General features: G+C 68.4%; 16 protein-coding genes. All 16 read left to right on the top strand.

The features are described from left to right. Positions 1-2: 2 nt before the first annotated feature. Positions 3-1,787 (top strand): D-alanyl-D-alanine carboxypeptidase/D-alanyl-D-alanine endopeptidase, encoded by a 1,785-nt coding sequence (dacB, locus tag Poly30_RS14245; protein WP_145198380.1) that lies wholly within the window; start codon positions 3-5, stop codon positions 1,785-1,787. Continuing rightward, a complete protein-coding gene (locus Poly30_RS14240) occupies positions 1,784-2,704 on the top strand; it encodes an inositol monophosphatase family protein (RefSeq protein ID WP_419190180.1) in 921 nt (306 codons plus the stop codon). The genes dacB and Poly30_RS14240 overlap by 4 nt, the downstream gene beginning before the upstream one ends. Before the next feature lie 122 nt (positions 2,705-2,826). Beyond that, entirely contained in the window at positions 2,827-3,426 is a 600-nt protein-coding gene (locus Poly30_RS14235) for a peroxiredoxin (RefSeq protein WP_145198377.1), read from the top strand. A gap of 300 nt (positions 3,427-3,726) precedes the next feature. Next, positions 3,727-9,777 carry an excinuclease ABC subunit UvrA gene (uvrA, locus tag Poly30_RS14230; RefSeq protein WP_145198375.1) on the top strand — a complete coding sequence of 2,017 codons (6,051 nt, stop codon included), beginning with the start codon at positions 3,727-3,729 and terminating at the stop codon, positions 9,775-9,777. Then, positions 9,774-11,621 (top strand): DNA repair helicase XPB, encoded by a 1,848-nt coding sequence (locus Poly30_RS14225; protein ID WP_145198373.1) that lies wholly within the window; start codon positions 9,774-9,776, stop codon positions 11,619-11,621. Before uvrA ends, Poly30_RS14225 begins: the two co-directional genes overlap by 4 nt. A 56-nt stretch (positions 11,622-11,677) precedes the next feature. Further along, complete coding sequence (locus Poly30_RS14220) at positions 11,678-13,783, top strand: helicase-associated domain-containing protein (protein ID WP_145198371.1); 2,106 nt, start codon at positions 11,678-11,680, stop codon at positions 13,781-13,783. Further along, positions 13,776-14,597 (top strand): thiamine phosphate synthase, encoded by an 822-nt coding sequence (locus Poly30_RS14215; protein ID WP_145198369.1) that lies wholly within the window; start codon positions 13,776-13,778, stop codon positions 14,595-14,597. The genes Poly30_RS14220 and Poly30_RS14215 overlap by 8 nt, the downstream gene beginning before the upstream one ends. Further along, positions 14,590-14,991: a hypothetical protein gene (locus tag Poly30_RS14210; RefSeq protein ID WP_145198367.1), complete on the top strand. Its 402-nt coding sequence runs from the start codon at positions 14,590-14,592 to the stop codon at positions 14,989-14,991. The genes Poly30_RS14215 and Poly30_RS14210 overlap by 8 nt, the downstream gene beginning before the upstream one ends. Then, positions 14,991-15,977, top strand: coding sequence for a thiamine-phosphate kinase (locus Poly30_RS14205; protein ID WP_145198365.1), 987 nt, complete (start codon positions 14,991-14,993; stop codon positions 15,975-15,977). Before Poly30_RS14210 ends, Poly30_RS14205 begins: the two co-directional genes overlap by 1 nt. Positions 15,978-15,980: 3 nt before the next feature. Continuing rightward, positions 15,981-16,466, top strand: a complete 486-nt coding sequence (locus Poly30_RS14200; RefSeq protein ID WP_145198363.1) for a GNAT family N-acetyltransferase — start codon at positions 15,981-15,983, stop codon at positions 16,464-16,466. 4 nt (positions 16,467-16,470) lie between these two features. Further along, positions 16,471-17,373 carry a B12-binding domain-containing radical SAM protein gene (locus tag Poly30_RS14195; protein WP_419190179.1) on the top strand — a complete coding sequence of 301 codons (903 nt, stop codon included), beginning with the start codon at positions 16,471-16,473 and terminating at the stop codon, positions 17,371-17,373. A 34-nt stretch (positions 17,374-17,407) separates the two neighbouring features. Continuing rightward, a complete protein-coding gene (gene tsaE / locus Poly30_RS14190; protein ID WP_145198361.1) occupies positions 17,408-17,962 on the top strand; it encodes a tRNA (adenosine(37)-N6)-threonylcarbamoyltransferase complex ATPase subunit type 1 TsaE in 555 nt (184 codons plus the stop codon). 4 nt (positions 17,963-17,966) lie between these two features. Beyond that, positions 17,967-18,671, top strand: a complete 705-nt coding sequence (locus tag Poly30_RS14185; RefSeq protein ID WP_419190178.1) for an RNA polymerase sigma factor — start codon at positions 17,967-17,969, stop codon at positions 18,669-18,671. 9 nt (positions 18,672-18,680) lie between these two features. Then, positions 18,681-19,778, top strand: coding sequence for a hypothetical protein (locus Poly30_RS14180; RefSeq protein WP_145198358.1), 1,098 nt, complete (start codon positions 18,681-18,683; stop codon positions 19,776-19,778). Positions 19,779-19,848: 70 nt separating this feature from the next. Beyond that, positions 19,849-21,459 (top strand): TolC family protein, encoded by a 1,611-nt coding sequence (locus Poly30_RS14175; protein ID WP_145198356.1) that lies wholly within the window; start codon positions 19,849-19,851, stop codon positions 21,457-21,459. A gap of 20 nt (positions 21,460-21,479) precedes the next feature. Continuing rightward, positions 21,480-23,336: a HEAT repeat domain-containing protein gene (locus Poly30_RS14170; protein WP_419190177.1), complete on the top strand. Its 1,857-nt coding sequence runs from the start codon at positions 21,480-21,482 to the stop codon at positions 23,334-23,336. The last annotated feature ends 18 nt before the right edge of the window (positions 23,337-23,354 follow it).

Below are 23,354 nucleotides of genomic sequence, written 5' to 3'. Positions count from 1 at the left end.
CCATGGGGGTTGTTAACCGAACACATCGATCGTGGCACCGGAGGCCAGCGCTGCTCGTGGTCGCGGGCCTGGTGGCCATTCTGCTACTGGTGAGTCTCTTCGGCGGAGGCCAGGGGACGAAGGAGGAAGAGTCGGACGCACAGGGCTCCGTGGCCGCCGCAGAGCGTACGGGGTCGGGCGATCCGGCAGGCGGCCCATCCACCTCGGACGGAGGTCTCGACCTCGATCTTCGGCCCGTGCAGGACTATCGTCCCGGGGACTCGGCCCCCGGGGACGCGCCCGCCGGGTCCGCTGTCACGGAACGCGCCAGGACCGAAATGACCGCCTCGCCTCCGGCGCCGAAGGAGCCCGCGGCCTCGGAAGATGCCGCAGCGCTTCAGTCGGAGGTCGAGCGGATCATTGCCAACTCGGTGGCCAAGGCCGAAGAAGAGTCCAAGGGCAACGCCAACGGCGGGAACTGCGCCGTGGCCGTGATGGCGATCGACGTGGAGAGCGGCAAGGTCCTCGTGAGGCGTCAGGCCGACATGCCGCTCATCCCGGCTTCGAACCTGAAGCTCCTGACCGTGGCCGCCGCGCTCGCGGGACTCGGGCCGGAGGGCCGCTTCACGACGAACTTCGAGGCCGTCGGGGAAGTCCATGACGGCGTGCTGGAGGGCGACCTGGTCGTGCGAGCCGGCGGTGATCCGCTGTACCAGCGAAACGGATTCGGCCGAATCGACCGCTGGCTGGATCCGCTGGCGGAGGATCTGAAGAAGGCCGGAATCCAGCGCGTCGCGGGCGCGCTGGTCCTCGACGAGGGAACCTGGCTCGAGCCAGGCCCGGGACCCGAGTGGCCTGCGCCCTCGGAGTTCTGGAAGGACTACTGCGCCCTCGCCGCCGGGTTCACGGTGAACGGCGGCTCCTTCCGCGCGACCGTCACGCCCCGTCCCGAAAGCGGGAAGGTCGACGTGGTCTTGGCCCCGAAGCACCATGGCTTGAAGCGCCGCGGTTCGGTGAAGCTCGGGAGTCGCAATGCCGTCAACGTCGGCGCGAATGCCAGCGGCGTCACCGTGAAGGGCACGATTCCCGCGTCCGTATCGGTGCTCGTCTCGGAGTTTGCCGCTCCCGATCCGGTCGATCTGTTCGGTCACGCCTTCGTCGGCGGGCTGGCCGACCGTGGGCTCGCGATCGAGGGCGGCTTCGTGCGCACGCACGGTTTCGAGAAGAACGGCCCGGTGGTGCACTCCATCCGGACGCCGATCACGGACGTCTTCGCTCCGATTCTGGAAGACTCGCACAACGCGATCGCGGATCAGCTGTTCCTGTCCCTCGGGGCACAGATCGAAGGGGCGGGCACTCGCCAGGCTGCGTCGAAGGCCGTGAAGGACGCGCTGGAGAAGATCGGCGTCGCGGGTCGCGAACTCGTACAGGTGGACGGCTCCGGGCTGTCCAAGGCCAACCGGACGACGGCGATTCAGCTCGTGGCCCTCGTCGCGGCCGTCGTCAAGACGGGGGGCGCGACGGCTCAGGCATTCCTCGACGCGCTTCCCGTGGCGGGGGAGAGCGGCACGCTGTCAAAGCGTATGAGCGGAACGCCCGCGGAAGGCCGAGTGCGTGCAAAAACAGGCTGGGTGAGCGGGGCCAGCTCGCTTTCCGGAGTGGCACAAACCCAGGGGGGGCGGTTGATCGTGTTTTCCATCCTCGTTGGCTATCCGCGGATCGGCGGGCTCAATCCCACCGTTTGGAAGCCCATGCAGGACGAGATCTGCGTCGCGCTCGTCGGATGGAATCCGGCGGAGGTGCGATGAATCTGGCCCGGGGTGAAGCGCTCGTCGCCAGTGCGCTCGACGCGCTCGGCCTGGAAGAGCGGCCCCATGCGACGGTTCCGACGGCAGCCGTTCGTGCGGCTCTCTTCGCGGCGATCCGCGCGGGAGACCTCCAGCTCAGCTCCCTCGGGAGGCTCCGGGGCTCCGAGGTTCGCACCAAGTCCTCGATGCGCGATCTCGTGACGGATGTGGACCTCGGGTCCGAGCGACTGATCGTCGAGGCCCTGCGGGCCGCCACGCCGGACTTCACCGTGGAAGCCGAGGAAGAAGCGGCGGACGCGAAGAGCGAGGCGCCTCGCTGGATCGTCGATCCCCTCGATGGCACCGTGAACTACGTGCACGGGATCCCGATGTTCGCCGTGTCGATCGGGCTCCATCTTCTGGGCCCCGATGGGGGATCCAACACCACGCGGCCCCTCTTCGGCGTCGTTCACGCGCCGCGCCTCGGGGAGACGTTCGTGGCGGTGGAGGGTCGAGGGTCGTTCTGCTTGACCTCCCAGGCAGGCGCACCCGATGGGCCCGTGGACGTCGCGAGGCTCCGGGTTTCCCGGCCCGACGGCCTGGCCGACGCGATCCTGGCCACCGGGTTCCCCTATCGCCGGAATGAGCTGGAGCACTCGAACCTGGAGAACTTCAACGCGTTCTTCTACGACGTTCGCGGGGTCCGGCGCCTCGGGGCCGCGGCCCTGGACCTCGCGTACGTGGCCGCAGGCCGCCTCGACGGATTTTGGGAGCTCCACCTCGGGCCCCACGACATGGCCGCGGGGGCGTTGCTCGTCCGTGAGGCAGGCGGTGAGGTCACGGACTGCGGCGGGGGAGACACCTGGCTGCGGTCCGGCCACCTGGTGGCGGGCCATGCTCCGCTGGCCGCAGCCATCCGGGAACGAGTTCGGTTCTGACAGCGATAAGCCGAGGTTTTCACCGGCGGCGACTGGCGCGGGTTGAGGGTTGAGAACGCGTCCGGAAGGGGCGAGACTGTGGGCTCGCAATCGCCCCCCATCCACTGTTTCATCAGGACCCCATGGCATCTCTCATCAATACCAAGGCTCCCGCCTTCACCGCTCCCGCCGTCATGCCCGATGGCTCGACCAAGGACCTGAGCCTCAGCGATTACGAGGGCAAGTACGTCGCCCTCGTCTTCTACCCGAAGGACTTCACGTTCGTCTGCCCCTCCGAGCTCATCGCCCTCGACCACAAGGTCGCCGAACTGGAGAAACGCAACACGGTCGTCCTCGGCGTGTCGATGGACGACGCCGAAACCCACGCGAAGTGGCGCAACACCGCCATCGACGAGGGCGGCATCGGGGAACTCGGTTACCCGCTCATCGCCGACAACGCCAAGAAGGTCAGTGAACTCTTCGACGTGGTTCACGCCGATAGTGGCCTCAGCTACCGCGCCACGTTCCTCATCGACACGAAGGGCGTCGTCCAGGCGGCCACGCACAACAACCTGCCCCTCGGCCGCAACATGGACGAACTCGTCCGCATGGTCGACGCGCTCCAGTTCCACGAGGAACACGGCGAGGTTTGCCCCGCCAACTGGAGCCCCGGCAAGGCGGGCATGAAGGCGACCGCCGACGGCGTCAAGGCGTACCTCCGCGAGCACGCTTCCGGCCTCTGATCCCATTCTGAGTTCGAGCGCGGTCCTCGGAGGCCGGCTCGAAAGTGGCCCTGGGGCCCGTTCCGTGAGGTTTTCACGGGGCGGGCCCCAGCCATTTTCCCGGAGACGCATCTTCGGATTTGCTTCTCCTGATGCGACCACTTGCCGCGCCTGTCTTTGCTTCGATGTGCCCGGGCGCGCCGTTAGACTGCACGGTTCACGGTGGTCGACCCAACTCTCCTGGGGTGCGCTGCCGTACTCGTTTCCGGGCTTCGCTGAGCCCCCTTTCATCACCCCGACCGCTCCCGGGGCCTCGCTTCCATGGCTCGACCGCAAACCGCCTCCGCTGTACGCGCTGCGGATGACGCCGACATCGTCATCCGGGGCGCGCGACAGAACAACTTGAAGGGCGTCGACGTCGTGATCCCGAGGGGCGCGCTGGTGGCGATCACGGGGGTCTCGGGCTCTGGCAAGTCGTCTCTGGCGTTCGATACGCTCTTCCGTGAGGGACAACGGCGCTTCCTGGAGACGCTCTCTGCCTATGCGCGCCAGTTCCTGGGTGGCCTGCAGAAGCCCGACGTCGACTCGATCGAAGGGCTGTCGCCCGCGATCGCGGTGGATCAAAAAAGCATCGCGCGGGGCAGCCGCTCGACTGTCGGCACCCTGACGGAGATCGTCGATCACCTCCGGGTGCTCTACGCCCGCGCGGGCGTCGCCCACAGCCCGTGGTGCGACCTGCCGGTGGAGTCGCGGACGCCCGAAGCGGTGGTTCAGGAGCTCCTCGATGCGCACGCCGGGAAGAAGCTCATGATCGCCGCGCCGCTCGTGAAGGACCGCAAGGGCAGCTTCCGCGCGCTCTTCCAGGACCTGCAGCGCCGCGGCTTCGTGCGCGCCCGGATCGACGGCGAGATCGTCCGGCTGGAGGACGCTCCCGAGCTGGAACGCTACAAGCGGCACACGATCGAGGTCATCGTCGATCGAATCAAGCCGGACAGGGAGGACCCGTCTCGTCTGCGTGATGCGGTCGAGCAGGCGCTGGCCCACGGTGACGGCGAACTCGTGGCGATCGGCGAGGACGACGAACGCACCTGGTCCACCCAGCGCGTCTGCCCCGAGACCGGTCGCGAGCTGCCGCCGCTGGAACCGCGCCTCTTCTCGTTCAACTCGCCCCACGGCGCGTGCCCGGTGTGCTCAGGGCTCGGGATCCTGAAGGCGCCGTCGCTGGCGGCCGTGATCAAGGACCCCGCGCTGACCATCCGCGAGGGCGCCCTGGCAGTGACCAAGGCGACCGGCAACGGGCTGCTCTTCCCGAACGTCGACTTCGACTTCCTGGAGACCGTGGGGAAGGAGGCGGGCTTCGATCTGGACACGCCGTGGAAGGACGTCAGCGGCCCCGGCAAGCGCGCGGTGCTCTACGGCACCGGCGGCAAGCGCTACCGAGATTCCTTCAAGTGGAACGGCGCGCGCTCGAAGGGCCAGGGGGCCTGGAACCGCGTCTATCGAGGCGTTCTCGGCGACCTGCAGCGGACCTGGGAGAAGGGCTCGCGCAAGAAGATGGTCGAGCGCTTCCTCTCGGAACAGGTCTGTCCCGAGTGCGAGGGCAGCCGCGTCAACGAGTTCGCGCGGTTCGTGAAGCTGGACAGCGTGCGCTTCCCGGATCTCACTTCCGGACCGGTCGAGGAACTCGTGCCGATCCTGCGCGGCATGAAGCTCTCGAAGCGCCAGACGCGGATCGCCCGCGATCTTCTGCTGGAGATCGAGCGACGCGCGGCGTTCCTCGTGGAGGTCGGCCTCGGCTATCTCACGCTCGATCGGGGCGCGGACACGCTGTCCGGCGGCGAGTCCCAGCGAATTCGCCTCGCCGCCCAGCTCGGGGCTGGCCTCCAGGGCGTGCTCTACGTGCTCGACGAGCCGTCCATCGGCCTGCACGCGCGGGATCACGACCGCCTCCTCGGTGCGCTGGCCAAGCTCCGCGATGCGGGCAACAGCGTGATCGTCGTGGAGCACGACGAGAACACGCTGCGGAGCGCCGACTGGCTCATCGACGTGGGGCCAGCCGCCGGCAGTCGCGGGGGTCACATCGTCGCGTCCGGTACGCCTGCGGACATCGTCAAGCAGAAGACCGACACGCCCACGGGCCGCCTGCTGCGCGGCCTGATCGAGATCCCCGCGCCGGAGCACAGGCGCGAGGGCAACGGCCAGTTCCTAGGGGTGCGGGGCGCCACCGCGTTCAACCTGAAGAGCGCCGATATCGACATCCCGCTGGGCACGCTCACCGCCGTCACCGGCGTGTCCGGTTCCGGCAAGTCGACGATCATCGACCGCACGCTGAAGCGCGCGGTCCTTCGACACTTGGAGCGCGAGGCCCCCGATCCCGGCGCCCACGACGCCATCGTCGGACTGGAGAACATCGACGACCTCATCGCGATCACGGCAGCGCCGATCGGCCGGACCCCGCGCTCGAACCCGGCGACCTACACCAAGGTCTTCGGGCCGATCCGCGATCTCTTCGCGAGCCTCCCCGAGGCCAAGATGCGCGGCTACACGAAGTCACGCTTCAGCTTCAACACGGCCGGCGGCCGCTGCGAGGAGTGCCTCGGCGCGGGCGTGAAGGTGATGGAGCTGCAGTTCCTGAGCCCTGTCACGGTGCCGTGCTCCGAGTGCGGCGGCAGACGCTTCCAGGAGGAGACCCTCGACGTGCGCTACCGAGAGCACTCCATCGCCGACATCCTGAAGATGCCGGTGGAGGACGCGGTCGAGCTGTTCGACGATCACCCGCTGATCGCGCGTCCGCTGCGCCTGATGATGGACGTCGGGCTCGGCTACCTGACCCTCGGCCAGCCGTCGCCGACGCTGTCGGGGGGGGAGGCCCAGCGGATCAAGCTCGTCACGCACCTCGCGAAGCGGCCGAGCGGGCACACGCTTTTCCTGCTGGACGAGCCGACCACGGGCCTGCACATGGAGGACGTGGGGCGCCTCGTCGGCGCGCTCCAGAAGCTCGTCGACAAGGGCCACACGGTGCTCGTGATCGAGCACAACCTGGAGCTGATCCAGGCCGCGGATCACCTGATCGAACTCGGTCCCGAAGGCGGCGCAGAGGGTGGTCGCGTGCTTGGAGCAGGGACGCCGGAGGAGCTCGCGAAGACGTCGACGCCGACGGGCAAGGCGCTCTCCGAGCTGGCGACCAGCCGCAAGATCGCGGCGAAGCCGCTGCCGCGCTCCAAGGGCGTCGAGCGGCCCGATGCGCTCACCGTGAAGGGAGCGCGCACACACAATCTCAAGGGCGTCGACGTGGCGATCCCGCGGGGCAGCCTGACGGTCGTCACCGGGCCTTCGGGCTCGGGCAAGTCGTCCCTGGCCCTCGATACGATCTACACCGAGGGGCGCCGCCGCTTCGTCGAGTCGCTCTCGACCTACGCGCGCCAGTTCCTCGGGACCAAGGACAAGCCGCCGGTCGAGTCGATCACGGGCCTCGGGCCGTCGGTGGCCGTGGAGGCCTCGACGGTCCGAGGACACCCGCGCTCGACGGTCGCGACGACCACCGAGATCCACGATCAGCTGCGCGTGCTCTTCGCGCGCGCGGGGGAGCCGCGCTGCCCTGATCACGGCGAGAAGCTGGAGCCCGCGGATCCGAGCAAGGTGACGCGGAAGATCCTCAAGCTCGCGGAGTCGCTGGAGGGCAGCCCGAAGGGCTGGATCCTCGCACCCGTGCACGGCTCCGGCGTGCGCGTGACGCAGAACGAGGAAGCTCTGCAGGACCGACTTTCAGCGCTGGTGCCGAGCTGGACCGCTGCGGGCTTCGTCCGCGTCATGGTCGACGGGGCCGAGAAGCGTCTCGACGACGCGGCCTTGAGCTTCGAGAACGCGAGCACCGTCGACCTCGTGGTCGACCGGGTGTCGTTCGGGACGGCCGCGCGCGCCCGGATCGCGGACGCCGTCGATCAGGCCGCTGCGGCCTCGCACGGGCGCGTCTCCGTGCTCGTGAAAGACGGCCCGCGCCTCGAGTTCAGCACCCACGGTGCGTGCACCCAGTGCGGCTTCCAGCTGCCCGCGCCGCTGGAGCCGCGGCACTTCTCGTTCAACACGCACGTCGGCGCTTGCAAGACCTGCGACGGCATCGGGTCCACGGTGCGCGCTGACCCCGAGAAGCTGATCACCGATCCCGGTTCGTCCCTCGTGGAGAGCGCGATCGGGGGCAAGCTCGGCCGCTATCTCGTCAAGGGCAAGGGCTACTACGAGGTGCTCCTGCGCACCGTCGCGAAGTCGCACCGCGTGAACCTGGACAAGCCCTACGAGCAGCTGACTGAGGCGCAGCAGGCGCTCCTGATGCGCGGCGTGGGAGCGCGAGAGAACTACGAGGTCAAGGTGTCGAAGCAGATGCGCAACTTTGACTTCGACCAGGAGTACTCGTCCGAGTGGAACGGGCTATGCGGTCACATCGATGCCTGGCACCAGAAGACGGACGACCCCGAATGGGCGGCGATCCTGGAGAAGGTGATGACGCGCGAGGTCTGCCCGGCCTGTCACGGCGAGCGACTGGAAGCGGCCTACCGCCACGTGTTCGTCGATCAGAAGCGTATCCCTGAGGTGCTGGCGATGACGGTCAGCGCCGGGCTGGAGTGGGCCACGAAGATCAAGCTGAAGAAGGCGATCGCCGAGGCCATCGGCCAGGTCACGGCCGAGCTGAAGTCGCGCCTGACGCTCCTCGATCGGGTGGGGCTCGGCTACCTGACGCTCGATCGCAACACCGCGACTCTCTCGGGCGGAGAAGCGCGGCGCGTGCGGCTCTCCGCGAGCCTCGGGTCCGAGCTCGTGGGCGTCTGCTACGTCCTCGACGAGCCGACCGTGGGCCTTCACCCGCGCGATATCGATCGTCTCGCCGGTGCGCTGGAGTCCCTGCGGGACGCCGGCAACACGGTGCTGGTGGTGGAGCACGACGCGGAACTCATGGGACGCGCGGACTACATCGTCGACATGGGCCCGGGCTCCGGGGTGAAGGGCGGCGAGGTCGTCGTGGCGGGAACGCCGGACGAGGTTCGCGCGCACACTACCTCCGGAACGGCGCGCTACCTGCGGGGAGAGATCGACCTCGCGCGCGTGCTGTCGGACGATGTGGCGCGCGTCGCAGCGGGACCGGACGCCGAGCTGATCGCCCAGCGGCGCGCGGAGGTGGCGGCGGTCTACGCGGATCACGGCGACACGATCACGCTGCGCGGTGCGTCCCGGAACAACCTGAAGAACGTCGGGATCGACGTGCGCTTCGGCGAGCTGCTCGGGGTCTGCGGACCGTCGGGTAGCGGCAAGAGCACGCTCGTGCTCGACACGCTGGTGCCCGCGCTCAAGGGCGAGGCGCCGCGCGGACGCTGGAAGAGCGTGGAGATCCCCGAGGGCACGCGCCTCTCGGTGGTGGATGCGTCGCCGATCGGCCGGACGCCGCACAGCGTGCCGGCGACCTACGTCGAGCTGATGCCGCTCTTCCGGGAGCTCTTCGCCAGGACGCCCGATGCGCGCCTCAAGGGCTACACGACCTCGAACTTCTCGTTCAACTCCACCAAAGGGCGGTGCATGGCCTGCGACGGACGCGGGTCGACGCTGGTCGAGATGCAGTTCCTCTCGGACCTCTGGCTGACCTGCGAGGAGTGCGACGGCAAGCGCTATCAGCCAGAGGTGCTTCAGGTGCACTTCCGGGGCAAGTCCATCGCGGACGTCTTGGCGATGTCGATCGAAGAGGCGGCGGCGTTCTTCGAGGCGCAGCCCGGGATCAAGCGCATCCTGCAGACGCTCCTGGACGTCGGGCTCGGGTACATGTCCCTGGGGCAGTCGTCGACGACGCTGTCCGGGGGGGAGGCCCAGCGGATCAAGCTGGCGTCCGAACTCTGGCGCGCGGATTCCTCGGCGGGCGCGCAGCAGCGCAGCGTGGTGATCCTCGACGAGCCGAGCACCGGACTGGCAGCGACGGACGTCGAGGACCTCGCGCGGTGCCTCGGGCGACTGGCTCGTCAGGGAAGCGCGGTCGTGGTCATCGAACACCACACGGAGCTGCTGGAGGTCTGCGATCGACTGGTGGAGCTGGGTCCTGAGGGTGGAGCGAACGGCGGCGAAGTGCTGGCGGTCGGGACGCCTGTGGAGCTCGCCGAGTCGACGGGGTCGATCACGGGGCCGTGGCTGTTCCGCGCGCCGGACGGCACGCGGCGGCTCGTGTCCGACACCTCGGTGCTGAAGCCTGCTGGCAAGAAGAAGCCTGCTGCAAAGGAGATGGCGGCCGCCAAGAAGGCGCCCTCCAAGAAAGCTCCTACGCGCAAGAAGACAGCCAAGAAGGCGCCTTCCTCCAGTCGTTCCACGAAGAAGAGTCCGCGAGGAGGGACACGATGAACCCCGGCGCCTCGCCCCACATCCCGCTCCCGACGAATCCACTGATCGTCCAGAGCGACCGCACGCTGATGCTCCATACGGTGCAGGCGAGCCTCGATGACGCCGGTCGTCCGCGACGCGACGAGAGTGGCCAGCCGGTCACCGAGGAGCATCCGCTGTTCGCCGAGGTGCGCGACGCGCTCTCGAAGTTCGCGGAGCTAGAGAAGAGCCCCGACTATCTGCATACCTACCGGATCACGCCGGTTTCCGTGTGGAACGCTGCGGCCGTGGGCGTGACGCTCGAGGAGATCGCGGACGCGCTCCATCGCTACGCCTGCGTGCCCGTGCCTCCCGCCGTGCTGGAAGAAGTGGGGCAGTGGATCGGCAAGTACGGGCTCCTGCGCATCGAGGCGTCGGCCGATGGGCCGCTGCCCTTCGAACTCGTGTCCGAGGACCCCGACGTCCTGGCGCGCGTGCTGGAGCACAAGACGATCCGTTCCGTCCTGACGACCGCGACGGCCAAGAAGGGCTCGGAGCGCGCGTTCCTCGACGACCTTTCCCGGGGTGAGGTGAAGCAAAGGCTCATCCGCATCGGCTTCCCTGTGGACGACCGCGGCGGCTTCGTCGACGGCGATCCGCTGGAGATTCGGCTGCGCAGCGAAACCCGCGGTGGTGCTCCGTTCGGACTGCGGGACTACCAGGAAGGGGCCGCGGCCGCCTTCCACGCGGGCGGATCGGTCCTCGGCGGCTCCGGCGTCGTCGTGCTGCCGTGCGGCGCGGGCAAAACCGTGACAGGCATGGCCGTCATGAGTCTCGTCGGCGCCAAGACGCTGATCCTCACCACGAACACGGTGGCCGTGCGCCAGTGGCGCGACGAGCTGCTCGACAAGACCGAGCTGACCGAGGACGAGGTCGGGGAGTACACCGGCGAAACCAAGGATCTCAAGCCGGTCACGGTCAGCACCTACCAGATGCTGACCTGGCGCCGTTCGAAGACCGATGACTTCGAGCACTTCGAGGTCTTCCGCAAGGAGAACTGGGGCCTCGTCGTGTACGACGAGGTGCACCTCTTGCCCGCGCCCATCTTCCGCGTCACGGCGGAGCTCCAGGCGCGTCGCCGGCTCGGGCTGACGGCGACGCTCGTGCGCGAGGACGGCAAGGAGGACGAGGTCTTCTGCCTGATCGGGCCCAAGCGTTACGACGTTCCGTGGAAGGTTCTGGAGGGGCGGGGATTCATTGCCGAAGCCCACTGTGTCGAGGTGCGCGTGGCGTTCAGCGATGCGGATCGGCGTGCTTACGCCCAGGCGACGTCGCGCCAGCAGTTCCGGCTGGCGTCGGAGAACGCGGCCAAGATCGAAGTCGTCCGTGAGCTCGTCGAGCGGCACCGGGGGGAGCGGACGCTGATCATCGGTCAATATCTTGATCAGCTGAGCAGCCTCCGGACGGCCCTCGATGCGCCCCTGCTCACGGGTCGCACGCCCAACGCCGAGAGAGAGCGACTCTACTCGGCGTTTCGTTCCGGGGAGATCGACCTGTTGATCCTCTCCAAGGTCGGCAACTTCGCCGTCGACCTTCCCGACGCGTCGGTGGCCATCCAGGTCTCGGGCACGTTCGGATCGCGCCAGGAAGAGGCTCAGCGCCTCGGGCGGGTGCTCAGGCCCAAGGCCGACGGAAGCGCAGCGACGTTCTACTCGATCGTCACCCTGAGTTCCCGCGATCAGGAGTTCGCCGAGAAGCGGCAGCTCTTCCTCACGGAGCAGGGCTACGCCTACGAGATCGTCGACGCGACGGACCTCGGGGCGACCCACTCCAGCATCCCAACGCAGAGCGGCCGTCGCCGCACCTCTGCAGGAGATTCCCAGTGACCCCGTCATCGGACCCAGTGTCCCCGTCTTCGGACGAGGACCCCCGCCCCGACGCCTTGGCGCCGAAGCACCGCGTGCTGCGAGCCAGGACCGGACCGGACCGTGAAGGGCCGCCCTCGGCGAAGATCGTCGGTCCCCGGGGCGGCGCCAACGGACTGACCGTGGTGGTGGCGCTCAAGCGCCTTCGCAAGGCGGAACTCGCGCAGTCGTTCCAGTTCTGGGCCGGCGACAGCACGGCTCCGCCGCCCGCTCGGGTCGCCGACCTCCGGAACAAGCTTGCGGACTGGATGACCGATCCCGAACGCGTCGCCGCGCGCTCAGCGGAGCTCTCCGGCAACGAACGCTCCGTCCTGGACGCGTTCCTGAGCGCGCCCAGGCACCGACGCACGCGCGATGATCTGGATTCGGCGATCTCGGGCGAGACCCAGAACGAGGTCGATTCCCTGAAGCGGGCGGGGCTGGTCTTCGACGATGAGGCCAAGGAAGAAGGGGTGCCTGCCTGGGTCATCCCGGTGGACCTGGCGAACACGCTGCTCGTGCAGTCGATGGAGAAGAACGTCGGGACCACGTCCCGCGTCTTGACGCTGAAGGGCCACCTGGAGAAGACGTACGCTGGATCCGAAGCAGCGCGCCCGATGTCGCCCGCCCGACTGCGAGCGACGTTCAAGATGTACGCGAACGAGGCGGCGGCCGTGGCGCGCGTCGAGCGCCTGCCGGAGGGCCTGCGGGATCTCGTGGGCAAGGTCGTGCTCGAGTTCGGCGGGCTTCTCCCGCGGCGCTTCTTCGAGCGGATGGAGACGGAGCTTCCGCACTGGAACCAGCGACGCTGGGCCAAGATCCTGGAGGAGTCGCTGGTGGGGACCGCGACGCGGATGGAACTCAGCCGGTACGGCATCGCCCACGACGACGACACGCTGATCGTCTTCAACGAGGTCACCTTCGCGTGGTTCAAGAGGGTCGCCGTGCCGTCCGACCCGGACGCGCCCCACGACGATGCTTCGCTGGGGGTCGACCTCGTGGCGAACATCAGCCGTTTCCTCGCCTACATCATCGATCACGCCGTTCGCTTCACCGTGAAGGGCGAGATCTTCAAGACGACCGAGAAGCGAATCCTCACGGAGCTCATCCCGAACCCCGGGCGAGAACTCGAGCGCGCGGAGGTGCTCGAGTTCATCTTCCGTTTCTGCCGTACCCACGGGTTGATCGAGGTCACGGGGCAGCGGACCTTCAAGCTCACGTCGGCCGGACGCGAATGGGAGGCGCAGCCGCTGGAAGAGAAGGTCGGCGGCCTCTTCGCCTACGTGCATCGCGATGTGGATGAGCCTCACCAGGCACTCCACCACCCCACGATGCGTCAGCTTCTGGCCACCATGTGCAAGCGACTGGAGGTGGGGGTCTGGTACGACATCATGTACCTGCCGTTCCTCGCGCGGAACTCCTACCTGACTCAGCTCGACGCGCTGGGTCTCGCGGAGCAGTGCCAGGAGCTGGGCTCGGACGTCACTCCCCAGGAAGACCTGCAGCGCCTCGCCTGGAGCCTCGTCAACTGGGTGCGGAAGAGGTTGTACCTGCTCGGGATCGTCGACCTCGGCTACGACGCGAAGGGTCACCCCGTGGCGATGCGACTGACGCGCATCGGTGCCCGCGTTCTCGGCATGGGCGATCCGGGCTCGGATGCCGTGGGGCTCGGCCGATTGATCGTGACGCCCGACATGGAGATCATGCTCTTTTCGGAGCCGGGCAGCGATGATTCGACGCTGACGCATGAACTCGACCGCTTCGCGGATCGCGTGAAGGACGGCGCGATGCGCCAGTTCAAGCTCGGCGAGCGCTCCGTTCACCGGGGCCTCGTCGAGGGGATGACGCTCGGCCGGATGGTCGAGACCTTGACGAACAACGCGCGGACGCCGGTGCCCCAGAACGTGCTCATGTCGATGCGCGGCTGGGCGCTCAACGCCGGGGTGATGATGCTCGACAAGGATCACGTCGTGCACGCGGCGGATCCCGCGCTGCTTGCGCGATTCGCCCGCGACGCGGGTGTGCGGCCGTTCATCAAGTCGACGCTCTCCGATCGCTCGGTTCAGCTGAAGACGAAGACGAGCCGCGCACGCTATCGGACCCTCTTCCGCGACCTCGACTATCTGGTCGAAGTGGATGACTGAGGCGCATCCAGTCGCGGGGGAGCCGCAAGGTGCCGCCACGGGCGACGCGAGGAGGGTCCCGCCGTGCCTCGTGGTGCTGAGTCCGGGGACGCTCCAGCGCGCACGCGGTGGATCCTCGGAGGCGGCGATCGCGGCGCTCGAGCGCGCAGCCGCAGCCGCCATTTCCGGCGGCGTGCGCGCGCTGATCGTGCGGGAGCCGTCTCTGGAAGACGGCGCGTTCCTGGAGCTGGCGCTGCGCCTGCGCGCTCGCCTGGATGACGTGCGTGGAGAGGGACTCTCTGAACGCGGCTGGCTCGGCGTGCACGATCGCCTGCATCTTGCGGGCACCGCAGGCGCAGACGCGGTCCATCTCGGAGGCACGTCCCTGGCGGTCGGGCCGGCGCGCTCGGTCGTCGGGTCCTCGTTGGCGATCGGGGCCTCTTCCCATCTTGGCGACACGGGAGACACGTTCGCAGGTGCCGACTACCTCCTGCATGCGCCCGTCTTCGAGCCGACGTCCAAGTCCGGTCACGGACGCGTGACGCTCGGCTGGAGCGGAGCGGCAGACTTCGCGGCGTCGACCGACGTGCCGGTCCTCGCCCTGGGTGGGGTCACGGCGGAGCACCTCACCGAGGCGGAGCCAGGCTCGCTCGCCGCGCTCCACGGCGTCGCACTGATCGGTGGGCTCTGGGGGACCGGGCCGGAGTCCATCGATGGCACCTCGCGCTCTCTGGCGGATCTCGGCGGCATCTCTCGTCGAGCCACGGACCTCGTGGCCGCGTGTGCCCGTCATTTTTCTGTGCCCGTTGCCGAAGTGGGAGAGGCTCATGACTGACCCGCGTGCCACCCTGAAGCGGCAGCGCTCGGCGCTCAAGCTCATTCGTCGCTACACCGTGCTCGCAGCGCTCGTCGGCCTCGTGTACATCGCGACGCGCTTCGAGTTCTCGCAGCTTCCGGTGGACCGCTGCTGTCCGCTGGTGCGCTTCGCGCCCGGAGATCGCCTCGTGATCGATGGTCGCCCGGGCGACGTCTCCGTGGACGACGCCGTCCTGATCCAGACCCAGAGCGGTGCGAAGCATCTCTGCCGCGTCGAGCGGTTGCGCCCCGAGGACGGGCGGCTCTGGTGCGTCACCGACAACGCCGACTGCGCCGGGTTTTCGTCCGAGACGGCGGGTTGGATCGACCCACGGGCGGTCACCGGGCGGGTCCTCCTGAGCTGGGAGTACTGATGTCAGAAACCCCGACGCCAGACGGGTCGCCGTCCACCTGGAGCGAAGATCGACTGCACAGATGGCTGGCGGAGCAGTCGTGGCCAGCGACCCTCGCGGGGTCGCGGGGCCATGACGCGGCGGTGCTGGAGACCTTCGCCGGTCGCCCGGTGCTCTGCACCGATCAGTGCATCGAGGGCGTGCACTTCGAACTCGGCGCGGGCGGGCGTGCTGCTGGCCGCAAGGCCGTTCTGCGCACGCTGTCGGATCTCGCCGCCACTGCGGCGGTACCGTTCGCGGTGACGCTCGGCGTGATGGCGCCGCGCTCGATCGAAGGCGTTCCGCTGGAGGCGTGGCTGCGCGCCGCGATCACCGGTGCCCATGACGCGGCCACCGAGCACGGAGCGGAGCTGGTGGCGGGCGACCTGGCGATGGTCGAAGGGCCGATCGCCTTGGCGGTGACGGCGCTCGGGCACACGTCCAGCGGGACCGTTCCGGTGGGACGCGATCGCGCGCAGCCGGGGCAGCTCGTGCTGCTCAGCGGGCCGGTGGGAGGCTCGCTGCCGTCGGATCGCCACCTGGAGCCCCTGCCGCGGATCGAAGCAGGCGTCGCGATCGCCGCTGCCGGAGCGACGGCGATGATGGACGTCAGCGACGGCCTGGCCTGGGATCTCTACCGGCTGGCGCGCGCTTCCGGCGTGACGGTTCGGCTGGAGACGGAGAGGATCCAGCCCCACCCGGACGCCGAGGACGCGGCGGCATCCAGTGGCCGAACGCCGCTCGATCACGGGCTCCACGACGGCGAGGACCATGAGCTGATCGCCACGATCGCGGCCGAAGACTGGGCTGCGTTTCGGCGTGAAGGCGCGGCGTCTGGCTGGCACGTGATCGGAACGGTGGAAGCGATGGATCGTTCGGCCGGGCACCTTCAGCTCCGATCGCCCGAGGGGCACAGCGCCTGGCTCCCTGGGGCGGGTCGCGGATGGGACTACGGCGGAGGAGAGTGATCGATGGAATACCGCGTTCGCCACTCGATCACAGATGCCGAGGACGTCTCGATGCTGTCCCGCTTGATGCACGAGAGCGTGCACGGCGTGGCGGATAGCGCCTACTCCGCGGAGGAGCGCGCCGCGTGGTCGCCTGCGCCGCGCGACGGCGAGGAAGCCCGTGAACGCTTCGCCGGGCAGCACGTCTGGATCGCCGAGGACGACGAGGGGCCCTGCGCCTTCATGACCCTCAAGGACGACGGCTACCTGGACTTCGCGTACGCCTTGCCGAGGGCAGCGGGCCGTGGGGCTGCCGGGAGGGTCTACGACGCGCTCGAAGCATGGGCGCGGGCCGAGGGGGTGGGCACGCTGACCTCCGACATCAGTCTCGTGGCGCGCCCGTTCATGGAGAAGCGCGGCTGGCACGTCCTGCGGAAGCAAGAGAACGTCGTGGGCGAGGTGATCCTGATCAACTTCCGGATGGAAAAGAACCTCTCCGCGGAAGTCTGACATCATGGCCCCTGTGATCCAGTACGAAGGCACTCTCTATCGGCCGCCCTCCGAGGCGGACAGTCTGATCCTGCAGGCGACCATCGGCTGCTCGTACAACCGCTGCACCTTCTGCGCGATGTACCGCGACAAGCGCTTTCGGGTTCGGCCCCTGGCGGAGCTGCAGGCGGAGATCGACCAGGTCGCCAGGAGCCTTGGCCCGCGCGGCGCCGCTGCCGTTTCGAAGGTCTTCCTCGCGGACGGTGACGCACTCGTGGCGAAGGCACGCTTCCTCGAAGCGCTGCTCGACCGGCTGAGCACGGCGTTCCCGAACCTGCGGCGCGTTTCGTGCTATGCGTCACCGCAGTCGCTTCAGATCCGCACGCCCGAGGAACTCGCGCGACTGCGGGTCGCCGGGCTGACCCAGCTGTACCTCGGCGTCGAGTCCGGCTCCGACCGGGTGCTCGATGCGCTCGACAAGGGCGTCGACTCGGAGGAAATGATCCGCGTGGCGGCGAAGGCGACGGCCGCGGGCATGAAGCTCTCGACGATGATCCTGCTGGGGGCAGGCGGGCGGGCTGGCTCCCACGAGCACGCGCTGGAGAGCGCGCGCGTCATCAACGCGATTCAGCCGCGCTTCGCGAGCGTGCTCGTGATGACGCCGGTGGAGGGTACGCCGCTCATGGAGAGCGCAGAGCGCGGGGAGGTCGACGACCTGACGCCCGTCGAGCTGGCGCAGGAACTTCGCACGTTCCTCGCCGCGACGGAGCTCCGCGGCACGATCTTCCGGTCCAACCACGCGTCGAACTACCTGGCGCTCAAGGGAACTCTCCCCAAGGATCGCGACGCCCTGGTCTCGGTCCTGGACGGCGTCCTCGCGGACCCCGACCGCGCCGTCTTCGTTCCGGATTTCCTACGCGCTCTGTAGAGCGCGGTTCCGAGATGTCCCAAGCGTTCCACCCATGAAGCGCACCTTCGTATCGACCGACGCCGAAGCGACCGAGGCGCTCGGCGAGGCGCTCGGCCAGCACCTGCCCGCAGGGACGGTCATGACGCTCGATGGAGACCTCGGCACAGGCAAGACCACGCTCGTGCGCGGGCTCGGCCGGGGTCTTGGGCTCGACGAGCCGATCTCCAGTCCGACGTACATGCTGATGCAGGCCTATGAAGGAGGCCGCGTCCCGCTCTATCACTTCGATGCGTGGATGGAGGGCCGGGAGAAGGCCCTTCTGGCGGACGGAGCGGACGAATTCCTCGGGGCAGGCGGGATCGCCGTCGTGGAATGGGGGAGCCGGGTCCTCGACTGGCTCCCCGAGCCGCGATTGGAGGTCACCCTGGGCCACCGGTCACCGGAGGAACGGACAATCTCGATGGCGGTCATCGGTGGACCAGGGCCCCTCGGAGCGGCCCTGGAGGCCGTTCTGGAGCGCCTGGGGACCCCAGGGGCCGTCGCAGGGCTCGTTCCGCGGGAAAACGGGCATCCCTCTGAACCACCTGGCGCGCCGAGCGTTTCCTGAACCGTTGAAAGACTCCTGGGACGGCGAACGGGACCCCCTGGCGGCCCTTGTGGAGGGCCGCTCCGGCCCTTTCGAGGCCTTCGTGGCAGCGGAGACCCGCACGTTCCTGGCTTTCTTCACCCGTCTCGGGGCGCGTCGCTCCGAGGCGGAAGATCTGACCCAAGAAACGCTCCTCAAGTTGTTCCGCCTCGCCGCACTTTCGACGTCCCATGACGCCGGCTCCAGAGCCGATGGGGGAGACCCGACGACCCGGGACCGGCCGACCTATCAGTCGCGTGGGCAGTTCCGCGGCTTTGCCTTCCGGGTCGCGCGCAACGTCTGGATCGACCGGACCCGGAAGCGTGCCTCCGAGCCCCACTCCGTGGAGGAGGACCTGAGCGCACCGGACCCGTCGGTTTCGCAGCCCCTCGACCAGATCGAGCAACTCGAGGAAGCCGAGCGCGTGCGCGCGGCCGTCGGCACCCTCTCCGACGCCCACCGGAGCGTCTTCGAACTCGGCGTGATCGAGGAACTTCCTTACGCGGAGATATCCACCGCGCTCGACATTCCCATCGGCACCGTCAAGTCCCGGATGTTCCACGCGGTTCATCGCGTGCGTGAAGCCCTCGCCGAGTCCGACCGGATTCGCGAGGCCATCGTGTCGCGCGAACAGCGCGCACCCGCGGGTGGCGTACCTTTCCGCGGAAGTGCCCGCCCTCGTACTCTCTAGCCTGCAAGCATGACCACTGACTTCCATTCCCCGGTCGGCCCGGACGATATCGACAGCGATCTGACGCCTGAGCAGCTTCGTGAGGCGGATGCGCTCGAAGCTCTGCTCGCGCGATCGGCGGGCCCGCGAGGGGACCAGGCTCTCGGGGACGACGGAGAGCTCGCGCGGATCGTGGGTCGCGTCCGTTCCGGATGCTCGACGACTTCTGCGGCCGACGAGTTGCAGGCCCGTCGGGTGGCCCAGCGCGTGCTCGCCCGCACGACCCGCGAGGACATCTCGCGCCGCGCCGACGTGGGCGTGATCCTCGGATTCGCCGCCGATCGCTTGCGCGATTCCGCCTTGCTCCGGGTGGCCGCAGCGCTCCTGATCGTGCAGCTCACGCTCGTGCCGCTCGTCGCGTGGCAGGTCTGGAAGGCTCCCCATTCGGGCGTTTTCCAGACCGGGATCGAGCCGTCCGCCGCAGAACTGGCCAAGGCGCTGGAGGATCTCCCGGCCGACGATCTCGTCAACGACCTGGGCCTCGATGAAGCGGGCAACGGCGTCGTCGATTCCCTTGACCGGGCCCTGGATCGGATGGCGCTGGAGGAGAGCCTCCTGGAGGCGAATGCCTTCCTCGCGCTGCGTGCGTCGGCGATCCCGGACGATCTGGAGCCGACGAGCCGGATCGGTGAGGCCCTGCGGGTCCTGACCCGGCTCGCCGTGCTGGATGCGAGGACCTCCGATCGTGAAAACCCGTCGAGCTTGGCGCTCCGCGCCGAGTGGCTCGGCGGATTGCGTGAGGCGCCCACCGGTTTCGGTGCGATCGTCGCGGCCGAGGCTCGCCTCGACCATCTGGTCGCAGGTGGCGGGTGGGAGGGGCTCCCCGAAGCGCTGGAGAGGGTGGTGGAAGCAGGTCTGAAGTCGCTGGCGGGCCGGACGATGCGCCGGGCTCAGCTGCTCGGAGTCGCCCTGCCGTCGGAAGGACAGTCTCTGATCGAGGAGACGAATCAGGTCTGGGTACGGAGCTCCGATGCCTGGCTGAGGGCCCTTGGGGACGCTGCGCGGACGGCTGAGCCGGGTGATCCTTACGTTCAGGCCTGGTGCCGGGCGATCGTTCAGGATTCGTAGCGCTCGTGATCGGGCGATAACATCGGGCGCGCGGCTCGTAGGAGGACGTTTCCCCGCTATCTTGCCGCCCATGGTTCTCACGTTTGTCGCCCCGATCTGGGCCTCCCTGGCCCTGGCCCCTTCGATCCCGGGAAGCGCCATCGCCCCCGGCCCCGCTGCCCTCGGGCCGTTCGTGTCCGTTTTCGTCGGGCCCCATCCATCGGAGCGATCCCTTGCCCAGGACGGCAACGACGGAACGGACGGTGATCTTTCGGAGGGGGAACCGAGGTCCCTGAGCCTCCAGGAAGCCCTTGCTCTGGCTCTGTCCAACAACCTGACGCTCCAGCGTGCGGTGATCGAGAGCGATGCCGCACGTTTCGATGCGCGGTCCTCGTGGGGCTCCTTCGACTGGGTGCTCGATCTACAGGCGAGCTACCTGGACTCCTCGTCCGAGGGTGCCTCTGCGCTGTTCGGTGGTCGGGTCGTGAACCAGCAGAACTCCGTGGTCAACCTCGACCTGACGAGGCCACTCACCACAGGCGGCTCTTTCACCTTCCACTTCGATTCGCAATTCAACCAGACGGACAACCAGTTCTCCAACGCTCCCGAGCTGTTCACGGACAACCTCAGGGCGGCTTTCAGCCAGCCTCTGCTGCGGGGGGCGGGGTCGGACTACGCCACGGCACGACAGCGGGAAGCGGAGATCACGGAGCAGCGCAGACTGGAAGAGCGGCGCGACGCCCGGCAGCTGCTGCTGCACGACGTCGAGGTCGCCTACTGGGAACTCGTCGCCGCTCTCCAGCAGCTCGATGTCGCCCGCTCGGCCCTCGACCTGGGGCGAAGCCAGGTCTCCCGCGAAGAAGCGAGGATTCGCGCGGGGGATGGCACGGAGGTTGATGTGCTTCAGGCGAGAACCGAAGTGGCGACCCGAACCGAAGCACTCCTGCAGGCAGAAAACGACGTGGCCCAGCGTGGCGACGATTTGAAGCGATTGGTGTACGCCGACCGGGACGCCTCGCTATGGACGCGCCCGCTCCGGCCGACCACCGATCTCCCGTCGGCCGACGACCGAATCGACCTGCCGCACTGGCAAGATGCCTTCCAGACGGCGCTCACCCGCCGTCCTGAACTCAGAACGGCTCGCCTCGACGTCGACACGTCACGGATCTCGCTCACGCGTGCGACGTCGGAGCGGCTGTATGGCCTCGATCTCGAGCTCTCCGTGGCTTCGGGCGCCGTCGACCCGCTCTACCCGCAGGCCCTCAGCGACACGCTGGAGCTTCAGTTCCCGCGCTATCAGGCTGTGCTCTCGTACAACATGCCGCTCCAGAACCGCACGGCGTCCAACGCCGAGCGCGCGGCGCGGGAGCGCCTGCGCGGTTCCCAGATCGCCCTCGAGGAGGCCGAGATCATGGCGCTGGGCGATGTGCGCCGAGCGATCCGCGAGGTGCGCTTCCGCGCCCAGGCCGTGCTGGCTGCCAACCAGAGCGCCGTCCTCGCGCGCGCCCAGCTGGAAGCCGAGCAAAAACGCCTCGACGCCGACCTCTCGACCACCTTCCAGGTGCTCGAGTTCCAGCAGACCTTGATCGCCGCGCTCTCCAGCAAGAGCCGCGCCGCGGCCGAGTACGCCAAGAGTTTGATCGGACTCCGTCGCGCCCAGGGCACGGTCGGAGAGCTTCCCCCGAACACGACCGACCGCTAATCGTTCCTTCGACCTGATCCATGCATCGAGCCTTCCCGCCCCGAGCCCGTCGAGTCCCGACGGATCGTCAAACCCGAATCGCCGGTCGTCATGGCCGCCACCTCTGCCCGTCGGGCCATGCAGCCAGGATCCCTGCTCCATCCAGGGAGGGGCGCGTGGGCCTCGTGGTCGCGCTGGCTCTGCTCGGGGGAGTGGTCTTCTTCGCGTGGCAGAAGTCCTCTTCCGTGGGGACCGATTCGCCCAAGACGCTGACGATCGAGGAACTCTACCGCCAGGACAACCGCCTCCGACCGGTCCTCGCCGAGTGTCAATTCGACGGCGTGTTCAACGCCGACACGACGGACATCCCGGCGATCCTTGCCTCGAAGCTCGACGCGGGCGCGCAGCTGGAACCCCAGCGACGGGCGCGGACCGATCTGGCGGCGATGGGGGACGAGGCGGCCGAAGCGCTACGCCGAGTCTTCGATTCGGCGATGGGAGACAAGTGGCGCAATGGCGTGGTCAAGAACGTCCTGGGCGTGTGTGCGCTGAGCGAGAGTGACTTCGGGATTCCCATCGCCATGGACGGGCTGCGGCACTCGGCGCCCGACGTGCGGGGGGAAGCGCTCCTCGTCCTGTCCCAGCATCCCCGCAAGGAGTACTACGACGCGATCGAGGCGGTCCTGCCCGGCTTCAAGCTGGAGGTTCACCTGGAGCGAGCGATGCGTGGTCTCCACGCGTGCGATCCGGAACGGTTCACTCGGGGAGTGGAGGGCTGGATCGAGATCGCTGGTCGGCGCAACGGCTTCATCGCTTCGGTCCTCGTGGATACGGCCCTGCCGCTGGCGGCCCGCAGTCGGGATCCAAAGATCGCGGAGAGGTTCCTGGAGCTGGAGGCCGAGACGGACGGGCTCATGCACCGTCACCGTTCGTACTTGCTGGCTCCGTCGGCGGCGCTGGGGAACGAGACGAGCATCCAGCGACTCAAGGACCAGCTGGCGAGCGATGAACCCCAGGTGCGGTTCCACACGTTCCAGGCGCTGGAGGCGGCCGGGCGCGTGGACGACGGCTACGTGCTCGTCGAAACCGGCGTCACGCCGTCGGAGCGAGCGACCGCGCTCGGTACGCTGCTGGATACCTCCTACGACGCGAAGCGCACGGCCGAGCAGGTGGCTGACGTGATCGCGCTCGCGCGAAGATCGCTCCAGGACGAGGCTCCCGAAGTGCGCGAAGTGGCCCTGCGAGGCCTCGTCAAGCGCGGCGACGGGGAGGGGCTGGCGCACCTGATGCAGCTTCTGCAGGGTGACCTGGAGGAGCGGGCTCTCGCGACGCGGGCGATGCGCGATATGCTCGGGGACCAGCCGGAGGCGGCCGATCAGGCTCGATCGGTCTTGATCGCGCAATGGGACAACGAGGTCACGGGATCCCAGCGCCCCGAGGTGATGATCAGTCTTCTGACGGCCCTCGGAGCGGTCCCCGGGGAGGCGACCGGGCTGTTCCTCGCGGACACGGCCGAGCTGCTCGGCGAGAACAGCGTGAAGGGGACGTCCGGGTTCCACTGGGCGGTCGGGCAGGTCTTCAACGCCGGGCCCGAGGCCCGTACGGTGCTGCGCGAGCGGATCAAGACCGAGACCCAGCCGCTGCGCCGGATCGACCTCATCCAGTTCCTGTGGCAGGATTTCAGCGACGAGTCCCTCTCGATCTTGCTAAACATCCTCGAGGATGAGACCAAGTCCGGCTTCGAGCGGCTGTACGCGGCGGACCGCCTGCTCCGGATGGGCCAGCCCGAAAGGGTCCTGCCGGTGATGAAACGGATCCACCGAACCTCGGGGGATCAGGTCCTTCGTTCAGGGCTCAACTGCTTGCTCTGGGCCTGGTTCGGGCCCGCTGTCACGTAGCGACGGCTCGCGAGCTTT

It is taken from the genome of Saltatorellus ferox, assembly GCA_007751475.1.
Taxonomy (GTDB): domain Bacteria; phylum Planctomycetota; class UBA1135; order UBA1135.
The sequence above is the reverse complement of the archived record's forward strand: the minus strand, read 5'-3'. Positions and strand labels throughout refer to the sequence as shown.

Excerpts from the sequence above, each read along its gene's own strand:
- dacB (WP_145198380.1), top strand. The coding sequence starts at position 3 with ATGGGGGTTGTTAACCGAACACATCGATCGTGGCACCGGAGGCCAGCG.
- Poly30_RS14240 (WP_419190180.1), top strand. The coding sequence starts at position 1,784 with ATGAATCTGGCCCGGGGTGAAGCGCTCGTCGCCAGTGCGCTCGACGCG.
- Poly30_RS14235 (WP_145198377.1), top strand. The coding sequence starts at position 2,827 with ATGGCATCTCTCATCAATACCAAGGCTCCCGCCTTCACCGCTCCCGCC.
- uvrA (WP_145198375.1), top strand. The coding sequence starts at position 3,727 with ATGGCTCGACCGCAAACCGCCTCCGCTGTACGCGCTGCGGATGACGCC.
- Poly30_RS14225 (WP_145198373.1), top strand. The coding sequence starts at position 9,774 with ATGAACCCCGGCGCCTCGCCCCACATCCCGCTCCCGACGAATCCACTG.
- Poly30_RS14215 (WP_145198369.1), top strand. The coding sequence starts at position 13,776 with ATGACTGAGGCGCATCCAGTCGCGGGGGAGCCGCAAGGTGCCGCCACG.
- Poly30_RS14210 (WP_145198367.1), top strand. The coding sequence starts at position 14,590 with ATGACTGACCCGCGTGCCACCCTGAAGCGGCAGCGCTCGGCGCTCAAG.
- Poly30_RS14205 (WP_145198365.1), top strand. The coding sequence starts at position 14,991 with ATGTCAGAAACCCCGACGCCAGACGGGTCGCCGTCCACCTGGAGCGAA.
- Poly30_RS14200 (WP_145198363.1), top strand. The coding sequence starts at position 15,981 with ATGGAATACCGCGTTCGCCACTCGATCACAGATGCCGAGGACGTCTCG.
- Poly30_RS14195 (WP_419190179.1), top strand. The coding sequence starts at position 16,471 with ATGGCCCCTGTGATCCAGTACGAAGGCACTCTCTATCGGCCGCCCTCC.
- tsaE (WP_145198361.1), top strand. The coding sequence starts at position 17,408 with ATGAAGCGCACCTTCGTATCGACCGACGCCGAAGCGACCGAGGCGCTC.
- Poly30_RS14180 (WP_145198358.1), top strand. The coding sequence starts at position 18,681 with ATGACCACTGACTTCCATTCCCCGGTCGGCCCGGACGATATCGACAGC.
- Poly30_RS14175 (WP_145198356.1), top strand. The coding sequence starts at position 19,849 with ATGGTTCTCACGTTTGTCGCCCCGATCTGGGCCTCCCTGGCCCTGGCC.
- Poly30_RS14170 (WP_419190177.1), top strand. The coding sequence starts at position 21,480 with ATGCATCGAGCCTTCCCGCCCCGAGCCCGTCGAGTCCCGACGGATCGT.